Here is a 14819-nt window from a genome sequence, read left to right as displayed (position 1 = left end):
GCAGGTCCTGACCCAACAGCTCCGGTGGCTCGTTAGGGTGACTCCACCTCAATGCACCCAAGACAGTGAGCAAGCGCTGGCGTAATGCAGGTCTTTATGCCCTGCTGGCTGTGATCCTCATTACCATCGTCACGGCCTTTATTCCCCAGCGGGGGCAATCCAACGCGCCCCAACCGTTGCGCTACAGCGAGTTTATCGACCAAGTGGAAGCCAACCAGGTGGCCAAGGTGGCCATTGCTTCCGATCAACGCAGTGCTCAGGTGGTGCATACGGACAACCGACGCTCCCTGGTCAACCTGGCCCCTGATCAAAACTTGTTGCCCCTGCTGAGCCAGCACCAAGTGGACATTGCCGTACTGCCGGACTCCGGGCCGCCAGCCTGGCAGGCTGCACTCCTCAGTCTGGCGTTCCCCCTGCTGCTGCTGGGGGGTCTGTTTTTCCTGCTCCGTCGGATGCAGTCCGGCGGCGGGAACCCCGCCATGAGCTTCGGCAAGAGTCGGGCCCGGGTCCAGATGGAGCCCAAAACCCAGGTCACCTTTGATGATGTTGCCGGGATTGAAGGGGCCAAGCTGGAGCTCACCGAAGTGGTGGACTTCCTCAAAAACTCGGATCGTTTCACGGCGGTGGGGGCCAAAATCCCCAAGGGGGTGTTGCTGGTGGGTCCCCCTGGAACCGGGAAAACCCTTCTGGCCAAGGCCGTTGCCGGTGAAGCGGGGGTTCCCTTCTTCTCCATCTCCGGCTCGGAGTTTGTGGAGATGTTTGTGGGTGTGGGGGCCAGCCGGGTGCGTGACCTGTTTGAGCAGGCCAAGAAGAATGCCCCCTGCATCGTCTTCATCGACGAAATTGATGCCGTCGGTCGCCAGCGTGGCGCCGGCCTTGGGGGCGGCAATGACGAACGGGAGCAAACCCTCAACCAACTGCTCACCGAGATGGATGGCTTTGAGGGCAACACCGGCATCATCATTGTGGCAGCCACCAACCGGCCGGACGTCCTGGATGCGGCCCTGATGCGTCCAGGCCGCTTTGATCGTCAGGTGGTGGTGGACCGGCCGGACTACAAGGGGCGCCTGCAAATCCTCAACGTCCATGCCCGGGGCAAAACTCTTTGCAAAGGGGTGGATCTGAGCAAAATTGCCCGGCGCACCCCCGGCTACACCGGTGCCGATCTGGCCAACCTGCTGAATGAGGCCGCCATCCTGGCTGCTCGCCGTCACCTGACGGAGGTATCCATGGACGAGATGAACGACGCCATTGAACGACTCATGGCTGGTCCGGAAAAGAAAGATCGGGTGATGAGCGAGCGGCGCAAACGCCTTGTGGCCTATCACGAGGGCGGCCATGCCTTGGTGGGGGCTCTCATGCCGGACTACGACCCCGTGCAAAAGATCAGCATCATTCCCCGGGGTCGAGCCGGTGGCCTCACCTTCTTTACCCCCAGCGAGGAGCGGCTGGACTCCGGCCTGTACTCCCGCGCCTATCTGGAGAACCAGATGGCTGTTGCCCTGGGGGGGCGGGTGGCCGAAGAAATTGTCTACGGGGACGAGGAGGTCACCACCGGCGCGTCCAACGACCTGCAGCAGGTCACCCGTGTGGCGCGCCAGATGGTGACCCGTTTTGGCATGAGCGACCGGTTGGGACCCGTGGCGCTGGGCCGCCAGGACAGCGGCATGTTTCTGGGCCGTGACATGGCCAGCGAGCGGGATTTTTCCGACGACACGGCTGCCCTCATTGACGAGGAGGTGGCCGAGTTGGTGGACGGGGCCTACCGCCGCGCCAAGGAGGTGCTCATTAAAAACAGGCTCACCCTGGATGAGCTGGCCCAAATGCTGGTGGAGCAGGAAACTGTTGATGCGGACGAACTGCAGAACCTTCTGGTGACCAGGGATGTGCGGGCAGCCGCTTACCTTTAGTGGACCCGGCGGCTTTGACGGCCACTTTGACGACAAGCCTGGCCCGCCAGCCCCTGCTGGCTGTGCTGCGACCCCGTGATCCCCAGCGTGCTCTGGCAGAAGTGGCGTTACTGCAATCCGTGGGTTGGCGCCATATAGAACTGGCCTGGACAGCCCCATGGCTGCCCGGGCTGGTACCTGAGCTGCGGGAACGGTGCCCCCAGGTGCAGCTTGGTGCCGCCAGTGTGACCACGGCCCGACAACTGGGCCAGGTTGCCGCCGCCGGTTTGCCCTACGCTTTCATGCCCATCTGGCAACCGGAGTTGCTGCTGTATGCCAGGGAGCTGGGCATCACGTTGGTGCCAAGTGTCTTCACGCCAACGGAAGTGTACCAGGCCCGTTGCAACGGCTGCACCATGGTGAAGCTGTTCCCCGCCACCACCCTGGGGGTTCACTACTGGTCCCGGTTGCGGGCTCCCATCGGCCCACTCCCCACCTGCATTGCTGCCGGGGGGCTCGGTCCGGAGACGGCGCTCCAGTGGTTACACATGGGCGCTGTGGATGCCGTCGCCCTGGGGCAACAGTTGTTTGGCCACTTCTCCCTGGGGGATCCGGCCCTAAGGCAACGGCTGAGGGACCTGGTGACGGTCGCCAACGGGCTGCAGGCTGAACCGGCGGTGCCTTGTCCCCCACTGAACCTGGAGTAAGTTGCCAGACAGAAGTGAGACTGTTCCATGCAACGGATGACCAGGCGCTTCCTCTTGCGTGCGATCGGCACGGCAGCCGGTTCGGCAGCCGCCTATCGGACCATGGAAGCGCTGGGCATGGTGGCCGCCTCAGCTAAGACGCCCGAGTTAAATCTTCCGGTGGGATCCGGCGGGGGGAAACGGGTGGTGGTTCTGGGCGCCGGCATTACCGGACTGGTGGCTGCTTGGGAACTCGCCCAGGCTGGCTGGGATTGCGTGGTGCTGGAGGCAGCAGGCCGGGTCGGTGGGCGCAATCTCACCGCACGCGGTGGCGACATCCTCCACGAAGGACCCTTGCGCCAGGAGGTTTGCTTTGATCACGGGAATCACCTCTACGCCAATCTCGGACCAGCCCGGATCCCCCATCATCACCGGGCACTCCTCGGCTACTGCAAAGCCTTCGGCATTAAACTGGAGGTGTTCACCAATGATAACCGTGCGGCAGTATTCCATGACAGCCAGGGTTTTGCCGGCAAACCGGTCACGGCGCGGCGGGTGATGACCGATGTCCGTGGTTATATCTCGGAACTGCTGGCCAAGGCTGTGGATCGTGGCGCACTGGATCGGGAACTCACAGCCGAAGACAAGGAGCGGATCCTGGTCATGCTCCAGGAGTTTGGTGACCTGAAGGCGGAGAATCTTGCCTATGAAGGCTCCAGCCGGGCAGGCTATCGGGGGCGTGACAATGCTGGCTTTACCGGCGGCGGCGACCCGGAAGCGCCCCTTGACTTCCGTGAACTGCTCACCTCGGATTTCTGGGAGTACAAGCTGCATTTCAGCCAATTCCTCAACCAGAACCCCACCCTGTTCCAGCCGATTGGGGGGATGGATGCAATCCCCAGGGCATTTGAGCAGCGCATCGGGCATTTGGTGCGCCTTGATTGCCATGTTCAGCAACTGCGGCGCACCAACACGGGTGTGCGCATTGTCTTTCGTAATGCCCAGGGGATCATGGAAGCTGTTGAGGGTGATTTTGCGATCTGCACCATTCCCGCACCCGTCTTGAAGGACATTCCCAACGACTTCTCCTCCACAACCCGACAGGCCATCCAGTCCCTTGAATTTGTGGAATCCGTGAAGATCGCCTTTCAGGCCCGGCGGCGGTTCTGGGAAGAGGATCAGGCAATCTATGGCGGCATTTCCTGGACGGATCAGGACATCACGCAGATTTGGTATCCTGCAAACGGTTATCATCAGGAGAAGGGTATTGTCCTTGGGGCTTATATCTGGGACCGTGAGCCCGGTCTCCGCTATTCCGCAATGACAGGAACGGAACGCCTGAAGCAGGCCCTGGCAGAGGGGGAAAGGCTTCATCCCGGATATACGGCAGAAATGGAGTGTGGAGTCAGCCGCGCCTGGCTTAACGTGCCCCTTCAGAAGGGGGCGTGGGCCAGAGAAACAGAGCCCGTTGAGGAGGCCACCGCTGTGCTCCGGGAGCCTGACGGTCCGTTTTATTTTGCCGGCAGCCAGATCACGGCACTGCCTGGCTGGCAGGAGGGCGCCGTTCTCTCAGCCCACAGGGCTTTGCATGGGATTCACGACCATAGTGTTGTGCATTGAGGTCATCAAGCCGGGATGGGTCCACGACTTATGCTGGCCCACAGCCCGCAAACTTGTGTGTCCAGTGCCCCTGTCACCATTGGTATCCTTGCAGTCACGGTGGGCATCCACCTGCTCAGTTGGCTTTGGCCCCCACTCCGGAGTGAACTTTTTGAGCGCTTCGCCCTGGCCAACTGGCTGGTTGCAGAGGGAGAGTGGTGGCGTATGTTGACGGTCACCCTCCTGCACGCCCCGGGCTTCATGCATGTGGCGTTCAACATGTTCGCCCTGTACAACCTGGGTCCCCAGGTGGAGCAGAGGTTGGGTCCATTGCGTTTTGGCTTGCTGTGGGCCGCTTGTGCCGTAGCGGGGAGCGCCTTTTCTTTTCTTTTGGGCGATCCCAACGCGGTTGCCGTGGGCGCCTCCGGCGCCGTGTTTGGACTGCTGGGCGTATGGTTTGCTGCCGCTGTCCGCCAGAGGCACACCCCTTGGGGGAAACATCTGATGAAGCAACTGGGCTTTTGGCTGCTGGTTAATGCTGCGCTGCCGCTGATTGTGCCCAACCTGGCCTGGGAGGCCCATCTGGGGGGCTTCCTGGCTGGCTATGGACTGGGTTGTCTGTGGCAGACATCCGAGAAGGACGCTGCAGCACCAGACCCATCCGGTCGGTGAGCGCCAGGGACCCGGCACAGGCAGGGGGTTCATCGTGGTAGCGGCAGGCTGCCGTCTAGTTGGCCAGTCGCAACATTAGACTCGGCACAGCTGAGCCAAAGATATGCCATCCATGATGGAAAGGCGTCTGCAAGAGCTATGGAGTCAACTGCAAGGCAAAAAACCCCACTTTCTCACGGAGATCCGGCTGCAAGGGATAGGAGGCATCAACAACTTGAAGGCAACGTTTGACTACCCGGTGAGCGTCATTGCCGGCGGCAACGCCAGTGGAAAATCAACCGTGCTGTTTGCAGCAGCCTGCGCCTATCGGGTTCCCAGAGCTGGGGTCAAGGACTTTGTACCGTCCACCTGTTTCCTGACTACCGCCCCAAGAGCGGGGGCACGAGGATCACAGGGATGAAGTCGCCCTCAACTTCGAGTATGCAACGCCGGAAGGTCATTACTCCATGCGGTGGTGGCGGCGCAAGGGCTGGAATCGAAGCTTCGGCGGCCGCAAAAACGCCAGCCAGCTAGAGTGGTCAGTCTATCTGTGAACCCTCAGCAATCTCAGTAACCCGTCCGAAGTGCGCGGTGTTCTCAGCACAAGTTCCCAAGGAAACAGCCCTGACGGCTTTCCCATGTGGAGCTTTGCCCATCAGATGCTGCCATTTCGATATTCTGAAGTGGTGAAGCTGTTGTCCAGCGGGACCAAGGCTCTACTCTTTGCTGCCCAGGACGGCGGCGACGCCTAATTCGGAGTTGCACATGTCCGCCGATGAACGGGCCGTTCTGCGCCTGTCCCAGGACATTGCCCAACTTAAGGGGGCACTCATCCCCATCGATGAATTGGAGGCGGAGCTGCATCCCTGGGTGCAACAGCTTCTCATGGCGCAATTGCAGCAACTGGCGCTGCGCAACGACCTGCAAGTGATTGTCACGGCCCATAGCCCCGTGGTGCTGGACTCGGTGCCGAGAAACGGCCGCATCTTCCTCGAGCCACAACACGGGTGAGGTGATGGTGCGGCCTGCCTAGGCGACACTATCCAGAATGCCCTTTATATGGGCGCTCAGGAGATGCCCTCAACCTGCTCTGCGAAGACAAGGCCGCGGAAGGCGTGTTGCAAGGGGTGTTGGATTGTTCTGCTGCCCGAGCTGGAGATGGGGATAGAGTCGGTTCATATCGGCCGTGACACAGGGGCGGAGGAGTTTCCATCCCACGCCGTCGCATTTCGGAAGTTTGGCCAGATCAAAAGTTTTGTTTTCGTTCTCGACGGCGACAAGCGGGGTAGCGACTCTGTATTTTTTCTTCCCGGTACGCTGCCGGAAGCCTGGGTGTGGCAGGCGTTTCGGCAATTCTCCGCTGATGAAGAGCCAAAGCACTGGGCCTCGGCGAAGACGAACTCACGGCAAAGTTAAGTCAATTGGACGCCCTCTACGATTCGGCATCAGATTCGTCCGCCCAGACTACCAAAACCAAGTTGCGCCAACTGGCTGACTCCCTGGGCCGGTGAGCCGGAACTCGCCCGTGTGGTGGGGCAGTTGGTGGCAGGGAAGCAGAGCGATATTCAACCACTGGTGGAGAACCTGAAGAGTGCGCTACTGCGGTGGCGCGATATTGACGCAGTGTCACGCTGACGACCCCTTCACTATCATTGCGCCTGACCTACTGCCAAACCATGACCATCACCATCGTCCCCACAGAGCTTGCTGCCCCCACACTGAAGCCAGGCACAAATTGCCGCGACGCGTTTCAGGCGGCCTATGAGAACCGCTACACTTGGGACCAGGGCTTCCCGGGCTATCGGGGGCGTTGCGAGGTCACCAGTGCAGGGAAGACGGCAAGCGGCACCTTTCAAGTGGGGACGGACCTCAAGGCCCATGTTGAGGGCTTAGCGGATCAGGCCTTGGCCAAGGCCGTACACAACCAACTCTGGGAGGTGGCCATTCACCGGGTTCGTCGCCCCTTTGGGCAGGTGCATGGGGACAACGGCTTTGTTGCTGGCGATACCAATGCCGTTGGCATGGAGGTGATTGTCACCGGCAAGGCCGCAGGCGACCGCTATCGCATCCGGGGCAACGTGGTCACCATGGTCCATCGCCATATCCACGGCCAGGTGGTGACCATCCACACGGAGGCCGTCACCGAGACGGGAGCGGGATATCTGAGCCGCCACTATCGGAGCCGCTACAGCGATCCCAGCACTGGTGAGCACCTGGGACCGGAACAGCATTTCAGCGATGTCTTTGCGCCGCTAGCCACTGGTCACTGGACCTTACGCGAGCGGTTGATCCGCTGTGATGGTGACGAGCAAGTCTTTCGGTTTCTGGAACTGGAGCCTTTAGGGACCGGCCACTAAGGGAGTCAGCGATGTGGACCGGGAGGCTGGATACTCCCTGGCCAACACGACTCGGTGAGGGGAAATTACTGGGACTCGGGCAGAGGTTCAATGGTGCGCAACCGCTCACTGAGCTGCTTGGCCATGGTTTGGCGGCTAATGCTCAGAAGCTTGAGTGTGTCTTCATACATCTTGATTTGCGCATTGGCCGTCTGCATTCCAATGACAAGCTGCTTGATGTCGTCCGGCAGGCTATTGATGTCGTAGCGCTTGCCTTCAAAACTCAGAGTGGGTGCATCGCTCAGTGACGGGGTGGGCTGGTTTTCGTTTGCCATCCTTGCGGATTAAAGTTGCGTTGCCACTTTATCACCTTCGTCTCCCTGTCCCGGCGCCGCTGGCGTGGCGTGAATCAACTGCTGGCGGCACAGATCTTCGTATCGACCGGCTCGGGACAGAAGTTGCTGATGGCTGCCTTGTTCAACGATGACACCGTGCTCCAACACCAGAATCTGATCCGCCCCCTGCACAGTGACCAGGCGATGGGCAATCACCAGCACCGTGCGTCCCGCCATGGCCCGCCGGAGGCCCTGTTGCACGGCGGCTTCCGTTTCCGCATCCAGGGCGCTGGTGGCCTCGTCCAGCAGCAGCACTGCCGGATCACCCACCACGGCCCGGGCAATGGCCAGTCGCTGTCGCTGACCACCTGACAGATTGGTGGCGCGCTCCTCAACCCTGGCGTCGTAGCCCCCCATGGCCAGAATGAACGCCTCCGCATTGGCCAGTTGCGCGGCGCGGCGGATGGCAGCCAAGTCATAGCCGCGGCCAAAGTCAATGGTTTCAGCAACGGTTCCGGAAAAGAGCAGTGCATCCTGGGGCACCAGGGCCATCTGACGACGCAACTCCGCCGCCCGCACATGGCACAGGTTCTTGCCGTCCAGCAGAATGCGCCCCTGCTGGGGGAGGTTGAAGCGGAGCAACAGGGAAAACAGGGTGGACTTGCCGGCCCCCGAGGCGCCCACCAGCGCCACCAGTTGGCCAGGCCTCACATGGAGAGTGAGGTCCCGAAAGAGAGGTTGGGTGCGCGTATGGCTGAAGTGGACGTTTTCAAGGCGCAATTCACCCCGCACCTTGCCGAGGGTGAGGGGCTGGGGGGGATCCGGTGGCTCCAGGGGCTCCTGCTCCAAAGCCCGCAGGCGCCGCAGCGAGGCCTGACCCTGCTGAAACTCGTTGAAATTGGTGGTGAGGTGACTGATGGGATCAATGAGCATGCCCAGGGCGACTAGATAGCTGATGAACTGCTCCGTGGTGAGGCTGCCGGTATGGATGCGCCAGGCCCCCAGCAACAGGATTGCCAAAATCCCCGTGGCTTCAAGAAAGCCCACAATCGGGTGCTGCAACGCCACCAGTTCCAAGGTGTGGGAGCGGGCCCGGCAGTGGCCGTCAATCTGGTGAGTAAAGCGCTGCTGGAGCCAGGTCTCCGAAGCAAAGGCTCGCACTAGGTGCAGGCCGCTAATGGCTTCCGCCAGCAGCGCCGCCAACTTGCTCACTTGAACTTGGCTGTGCTCCGAAGCCCGCAACACCTGTCGGCCAAACCAGCCCACCAACCCAATCATGACGGGGGCCAGCATCAGGGTGGCCGCGGTGAGCGGCCCATCCAGCCAGGACATGTAACCCAGCACTGTCACCAGCTGTAGGGCACTGGGTGTGCTGTCGTGGATGGTTTTGTAGATCACCTCCCCGACGCGGTCGGCATCTTCCGTGAGGCGGTAGGCCAGATCACCGCTGGACAGCTTTTCCAACGCGGGGAAGGCCAGCCGCTGCAGGCGGGCAAAGACGTCCTGACGCAGGGCTTGGCTCACCTGCAGGGATGGACCGGCCAGCAGGGCATCCTGGCCATATTGGGCCAGTTTCTGGGCCAGGAAAATGGCCAGGACGACGACGACAGTGGCCAGTGCCTCCTGAAATCGCCGCCCACCGATGGCTGAACTCAAGGGGCCAGCCATCTGGGCAATGAGGGGGAGCGTGCCCACATAGATAACGGTGCAGCAGGCACCCACCAGCACCGGAATCCGATGCTGAGCCAGCAGGGGGAACAGGCGCCGAAACCTTGCCTCGGAAGGGATGAGCATGAAAACCCGCTTGGGGTGTGTCAGCCATTACACTCCCCCATGTCCCCCGATCCCCCTGAATCCTGTGGCGCGCACGGAATCCATCATGCTTCCCCTGGGAACACCCATGCCGCCCTGGCAGTTGCCACGGGTGGAGGACGGCCAGGTGTTCTCCAGTAGCCAGCTTCCCCCCCAGCCTGTGCTGGTGATGTTTCTGGCGGTCCACTGCCCTTTTGTCAAACATGTGGAGCCGGAGCTGGCCCGCCTGGATCAAGACTACAGAGGGCGGGTAAGCCTTGTGGGCATTGGCAGCAACAGCTTGCAGACTCACCCGGAGGACGGTCCCCAATACATGGTGACCCAGAAGCAGCGCCTGGGCATGGAGCTGCATTACCTCCATGACGCGGACCAGGCGGTGGCGCAAGCCTTCCATGCGGCCTGCACACCGGATTTCTTCCTCTTTGATGCCAACCACACCCTGGTCTATCGGGGCCAGTTGGACGGATCTCGCCCCAGCAACGGTGTTTCCTGTGACGGGGCCGACCTGCGGGCCGCCCTGGATGCGGTCCTGACAGGTGAGCCAGTTGCGGCTCTGCAGCGGCCCTCCGTGGGCTGCAACATCAAGTGGCATCCCGGGGCTGAGCCCGCCTGGTTTGGTTGAAGCGCAGTGGACCGCCCGATGGCCGTGCTGCCCTTTGATCTGCACAGACAGTTGGAGACCATGGGTCCAGCCCTGGATCAGGCCGTACTGGAGGTGCTCCACTCCGGGCAATACATCGGCGGCAAGGTGGTGGGCCAATTCGAGGACGCCTTTGCCCAGAGCGTGGGCACGGCCTATGCGGTGAGTTGCAACAGTGGCACCGATGCCCTCATCCTGGCCCTGCGTGCCCTGGACGTGGGCAGCGGCGATGAGGTGATCACCACCGCGTTCAGTTTCTTTGCCACCGCCGAGGCCGTCAGTGCGGTGGGGGCTCGTCCCGTCTTTGTGGACGTGGACCCTTGCAGCTATCTGTTGGATCTGGACCAGGTGGAGGCCGCCATCGGGCCGCGCACCCGGGCGTTGCTGCCGGTGCATCTGTTTGGTCGTCCCCTGAATATGGAGCGGTGCATGGCCTTGGCGCACCGCCACGGTCTGAAGGTGGTGGAGGACTGCGCCCAGGCGGCAGGATCCCATTGGGCTAGTCGGCCCGTGGGAACTTGGGGAGACGTGGGATGTTTCAGCTTCTTCCCCACAAAGAATTTGGGTGCGGCCGGGGATGGGGGCTGCATCACCACCAATGATCCCCAACTGGCGCGGCAGATGCGGGAACTGGCTGTCCACGGCATGGCCGAGCGCTATGTCCACAACGCCCTGGGCTACAACTCACGGCTGGATGCCCTGCAGGCGGCGGTGCTGCTGGTCAAGCTTCCCCATCTGCCGTCGCTGATCAACGCCCGCCAGCAGCACGCAGAGGCCTATGGTCAAGCCCTGGCCCACATCAGTGGCCTGGTGTTGCCCAGGCAGGGGGTGGCTGGCCACAGTTGGAATCAATTCGTGGTGCGCATTCCTGGCGTCGGCCCTCGGGTTCGTAACCAGGTGCGGGATGCCCTGCAACAGCAGGGCATCAACACCATCATCTATTACCCCATCCCGATCCACCTTCAGCAGGCCTACGGGAGCCTGGGATATGGCATTGGCTCCCTGCCCGTCACGGAGCGTCTCGCTGACGAGGTGCTGAGCCTTCCCATGTTCCCGGAGCTCACCGTGGATCAACGGGAGCACGTGGTGGACGGCTTACGTCTTGCGCTGATGGGGACAGGGCAGCCCCATCATCCTGGGAGTGCCCCATGAGCAATGGCTCAACGGTGAAGTCCCCGTCCTGCAGCTCAAAAAATTCTGCGTAGGCCAGGCAGTCAGCCGACTCATGTGCGGCGAACCTGAGGACTCCACAGGCATCGTAAAGGCCAACCATCTGCAAGAAGGGCACTTTTGTAGCTTTTCTAACAAAGCAATCCCCCTGTTCTTAAGAAACCTCTCAGATTTCCGTTACGAAATTTTAGAAGCCTCCAGAGGATCGGGTTGCTCAGGACGGCGTGGGGGCCTCGCTGGTGCTGTCAAAGCCACTGCCCACCAGGCCATCGTCCGCAGCCAGGTTTGGCTGAAACCCACTGGCCCAAATGGCGCGACTGCGCTGGTAGAGGGACGACTGGCTCAGTCCCCATGTTTTCAGAGTTGTTCTCAGGTCGTTCCGGATATCTTCAGCGCCAGGGAAGTTGCGATAACGCTGGAGTAGCCGGGCGCCATCCACCAGATCCTGATCACGGGGCGATTGAACCTGGAGAAGGCGATCCACCACTGGACGATCCCTGCCGTGGAGAGGATGCTGCTGCTGGCTTGCCACTGGATCCTCCTTCGGACACGCACCTGGCCACACGATAACCTCCCTTGGTTCCCCTAGGCTGCCCGCAGCGCAACGGTGCCAATGGCCCCAGTCGGTGTGCAGTTCAGGCGGCTGCGGCGTCAGCTTGCGCCTCATGGGAAGCAGTTGGCGGCGGGCGTCATGGCGTTGATGGTGTTGAACCTCATCGGTGCGGTGCTCCCCCTGCTGGTGCAGGACACCATTGACCGCTTGGCGCCGGGGTTCACCATGGGGGAGTTGGTCAGCGGAGCCGCCAAGTTGCTGGGCTTGGCAACGGTCATGGCGGTGGTGCGCATGGCTTCTCGTCTGCTGGTGTTCGGGGTGGGCATTTCCGTGGAGGCAGGTCTGCGGCAACAACTCTTTGATCACTTGCTGGGACAGGAGCCTGGCTGGTTGGCCCGGATGCGCACCGGAGAACTCATCACCCGCGCCACCTACGACGTGAACAACGTGCGGCGGATGCTGGGTTTTGCTGTTTTGAACATGGTGAACGTGGTCATGATCTATGGCACGCAACTGCCGGCCATGGTGTCCATTGACCTGGGTCTCAGCGTGGCTGCGTTGTCGCTTCACCCCGCCATGCTGCTGCTGGTGTCACTGTTTGGCAAACGCATGGCGCGGCTACAGCGTCGCCAGCAGGAGCATCTCTCGGAATTGAGTGACCTGATTCAGGAGGACCTGTCAGGGATCAGCGCCATCAAGATTTACGGTCAGCAGTCCAATGAACACGAGGCGTTCGACGTCTTGAATCGCCACTACCGGAACGCGGCGCTGGCTTTGGCCAAGGTCCGGTCCACGCTTTTCCCCGCCCTGGAGAAGATCAGTCACCTTAGCCTGCTGTTGCTCCTGGCATTGGGTGCGGGACGGCTGGAGGCCGCTGCACTGGGGGATCCCCAAGGCCTCAGCATTGGCGGTTTTGTGGCCCTGCTCCTCTACGCCGAGCGACTGGTCTTACCCACAGCATTGTTCGGGTTCACCATCAACACCTTTCAAGTGGGCCAAGTGAGTCTGGAGCGAGTGGAAGAAGTGTTGACGCGCCAGCCGCAGATCACCGACCCCATGGTCGCCGTGCCGTTGGCGGCCCAGCCGGCGGGACGGCTCCAGGTGCAAAACCTTCATTACCAGTATCCCGACAGCAGGAGACAGGCGCTCGCGGGGGTGAGCTTTACCCTGCAACCGGGTGAACTGGTGGCGCTGGTGGGCGCCGTGGGCTGTGGAAAGTCCACCATCGCCCGGTTATTGGGACGCATGGTTGATCCACCAGAGAAGAGTATTTTCCTGGATGGACAAGACATTCGGCAACTGCGATTGGATGATTTGAGAAGTCGCATTGCCCTGGTTCCCCAGGAGGCCTATCTGTTCACCGCCACCATGGAGGACAACCTGCGCTACGGCAAACCGGATACGGAACGGCAGCAAGTGGTCCGTTACGCTGCCGCCGCCCAGCTCATCCGGGACATTGAAGCCTTCCCCCACGGGCTGGACACCATGGTGGGGGAACGGGGCATCACCCTCAGCGGTGGTCAGCGGCAGCGCAGCGCATTGGCCAGGGCGCTGCTGCAGCAGGCGCCCCTTCTGGTGCTGGACGACGCCCTGGCCAGTGTGGACAACGCCACAGCATCAGGCATCCTGGACAATCTCCGCCAGCACCGCCGGAGCACCGTGCTGTTCATCAGCCATCAACTGGCTGCCGCCGCCTCCTGTGACCGGGTGCTGGTGATGGAGGCCGGTCGCATTGTCCAATCCGGCCAGCATGAAACGCTCCTTCAGCAGAGCGGACCCTATGGACAATTGTGGCGTCGCCAGGCGGTGGAGGCCTCCTGGTCCCAGGCCCTGGTGTGAGGGGCATCCGCTGCTTGCCGTTAGCTAGGCTCAGTTGCTCCAGGGTGACGGCAAAGAGGGGTTGGTGTTGTGCAGGAGGTAAGGCAGGGGTACACGCTGGATCAGGCCCGCGCCCGGTTGTTGGCGGCCCTGAACCCCTTGCCAGGCCGTGATGTCTGCCCGTTACGACAGGCTCGTGGCCGGGTGCTGGCGGCGCCGCTGCTGGCGCCCAGGGCTGTGCCCGGCTTCCGGGCCTCCAGCATGGATGGCTATGCCCTGCGCGCCGTTGACGGCCGGCCAGGTCGGGCACTGCCTGTGGCGGGATGCTCAGCCGCCGGCGCCCCCTATGGCCGTCCCCTGCAGGCGGGGCAGGTGGTGCGGATTTTTACAGGGGCGGTGGTGCCTGACGGTGCCGATGCGGTGGCGCCTCAAGAGGACGTGCAACTGGTGCAGGGGGAACCCTCCAACTCCATGATCGCCCTGGAGACATCCATTCGTCCGGGCCAGTGGGTTCGCTCCCCCCAGGAGGAAGCCGCCTCAGGCGAACAGTTGGCGGGCGTGGGGCAGCGGCTGAGCAGTGTGGACGTGGCTAGGGCACTGGCTTGTGGCCTATGCACGGCCCAGGTCTATTCCCGGCCTCGGGTGACCCTGTTGATCACGGGCTCGGAGTTGCGCCGGGCAGGGGATCCTCTTCCCCCCGGAACCATCTGCGATAGCAACGGCCCGCTGCTGCTCTCGCTGCTGGAACGGTTGGGTCTGACGGTGGCGGATCAACAATGGGTCGATGATGATCCCCAACGGTTGGAGACAGCACTGCTGACGTTGGGCGGGCGCAGTGACGTGTTGATCAGTACAGGGGGGGTATCCGTTGGTGACGGGGACCATGTGCGCCCCTTGCTAGAGCGGCTGGGCACCCTGCAATTTTGGCGACTATTTCTCAAACCGGGCCGGCCTTTCGCCACGGGCACCATGGCCGGCGCCCGATTCTTTGGTCTTCCCGGCAACCCTGTCTCGGCAGCCGTCACCTTCCTGCAATTGGTCTGGCCGGCGCTTCAGATTCTGGAGGGGGCGGCGCCAGAGCCCTGGCCTCGCCTGCGGGTTCGCTTGGCCACCCCGTTGCGGCGCCGACCGGGCCGACCGGAGCTGGTCCGTGCCCATCTGACCACGGATCACCGGGGGAACCCTCTCGCCACACCTTGCGGTGACCAGAGTTCAGCCCGGCTGGCGTCCCTCCAGGGGGCCGATCTGTTGTTGGAAATTGACGCTTCCACCGCAGAGCTGCCTGCGGGAACGGCCGTGATGGCCCAGCTTCTGCGGCTGCCGGTGCTGT

General features: G+C 62.1%; 14 protein-coding genes. 11 read left to right on the top strand and 3 right to left on the bottom strand.

Going from position 1 to position 14819, the window contains the following annotated elements; genetic code table 11:
- The first annotated feature begins 65 nt into the window (after window positions 1-65).
- The 7 genes from ftsH to FLM9_RS02245 all read left to right on the top strand — a co-directional run bounded on the left by ftsH (window position 66) and on the right by FLM9_RS02245 (window position 7182).
- Entirely contained in the window at window positions 66-1910 is a 1845-nt protein-coding gene (gene ftsH, locus FLM9_RS02280; protein WP_074457061.1) for an ATP-dependent zinc metalloprotease FtsH, read from the top strand.
- A gap of 26 nt (window positions 1911-1936) precedes the next feature.
- Complete coding sequence (locus FLM9_RS02275) at window positions 1937-2596, top strand: bifunctional 4-hydroxy-2-oxoglutarate aldolase/2-dehydro-3-deoxy-phosphogluconate aldolase (protein ID WP_074457065.1); 660 nt, start codon at window positions 1937-1939, stop codon at window positions 2594-2596.
- Between the two features lie 27 nt (window positions 2597-2623).
- Window positions 2624-4195 (top strand): flavin monoamine oxidase family protein, encoded by a 1572-nt coding sequence (locus FLM9_RS02270; RefSeq protein ID WP_081340138.1) that lies wholly within the window; start codon window positions 2624-2626, stop codon window positions 4193-4195.
- A 15-nt stretch (window positions 4196-4210) separates the two neighbouring features.
- Window positions 4211-4846 carry a rhomboid family intramembrane serine protease gene (locus FLM9_RS02265; RefSeq protein ID WP_081340137.1) on the top strand — a complete coding sequence of 212 codons (636 nt, stop codon included), beginning with the start codon at window positions 4211-4213 and terminating at the stop codon, window positions 4844-4846.
- 112 nt (window positions 4847-4958) lie between these two features.
- Window positions 4959-5246 carry an ATP-binding protein gene (locus FLM9_RS02260; RefSeq protein WP_143324563.1) on the top strand — a complete coding sequence of 96 codons (288 nt, stop codon included), beginning with the start codon at window positions 4959-4961 and terminating at the stop codon, window positions 5244-5246.
- A 344-nt stretch (window positions 5247-5590) separates the two neighbouring features.
- Window positions 5591-5836, top strand: a complete 246-nt coding sequence (locus FLM9_RS02255) for an AAA family ATPase (protein WP_074457058.1) — start codon at window positions 5591-5593, stop codon at window positions 5834-5836.
- Window positions 5837-6501: 665 nt separating this feature from the next.
- Complete coding sequence (locus tag FLM9_RS02245) at window positions 6502-7182, top strand: DUF3386 domain-containing protein (protein WP_074457063.1); 681 nt, start codon at window positions 6502-6504, stop codon at window positions 7180-7182.
- Between the two features lie 65 nt (window positions 7183-7247).
- Here the strand turns inward: FLM9_RS02245 and FLM9_RS02240 are convergent, their stop codons facing one another.
- Window positions 7248-7496 (bottom strand): DUF6447 family protein, encoded by a 249-nt coding sequence (locus tag FLM9_RS02240; protein WP_074457056.1) that lies wholly within the window; start codon window positions 7494-7496, stop codon window positions 7248-7250.
- A gap of 9 nt (window positions 7497-7505) precedes the next feature.
- Entirely contained in the window at window positions 7506-9290 is a 1785-nt protein-coding gene (locus tag FLM9_RS02235; RefSeq protein WP_074457055.1) for an ABC transporter ATP-binding protein, read from the bottom strand.
- A gap of 85 nt (window positions 9291-9375) precedes the next feature.
- On the opposite strand from FLM9_RS02235, the gene FLM9_RS02230 reads away from it, so the two are divergent.
- Window positions 9376-9930 (top strand): thioredoxin family protein, encoded by a 555-nt coding sequence (locus tag FLM9_RS02230; RefSeq protein WP_081340140.1) that lies wholly within the window; start codon window positions 9376-9378, stop codon window positions 9928-9930.
- A gap of 18 nt (window positions 9931-9948) precedes the next feature.
- Window positions 9949-11100, top strand: coding sequence for a DegT/DnrJ/EryC1/StrS family aminotransferase (locus FLM9_RS02225; protein ID WP_074457054.1), 1152 nt, complete (start codon window positions 9949-9951; stop codon window positions 11098-11100).
- A gap of 232 nt (window positions 11101-11332) precedes the next feature.
- On the opposite strand, the gene FLM9_RS02220 is transcribed toward FLM9_RS02225, so the two are convergent.
- Window positions 11333-11650, bottom strand: a complete 318-nt coding sequence (locus tag FLM9_RS02220) for a DUF3288 family protein (RefSeq protein ID WP_074457053.1) — start codon at window positions 11648-11650, stop codon at window positions 11333-11335.
- Between the two features lie 81 nt (window positions 11651-11731).
- Here FLM9_RS02220 and FLM9_RS02215 point away from each other — a divergent pair, with 81 nt between their 5' ends.
- Window positions 11732-13510, top strand: a complete 1779-nt coding sequence (locus FLM9_RS02215) for an ABC transporter ATP-binding protein (RefSeq protein ID WP_074457052.1) — start codon at window positions 11732-11734, stop codon at window positions 13508-13510.
- A gap of 69 nt (window positions 13511-13579) precedes the next feature.
- Window positions 13580-14819: molybdopterin molybdotransferase MoeA (locus FLM9_RS02210; RefSeq protein WP_074457051.1), on the top strand; the 1240-nt coding region annotated here is incomplete at its 3' end.

This window comes from Candidatus Synechococcus spongiarum, from assembly GCF_900047545.1.
Taxonomy (GTDB): Bacteria; Cyanobacteriota; Cyanobacteriia; order PCC-6307; family Cyanobiaceae; genus Synechococcus_B; species Synechococcus_B spongiarum_C.
Note: the sequence above shows the minus strand (reverse complement) of the source record. Positions and strands in the feature narration are given on the sequence as shown.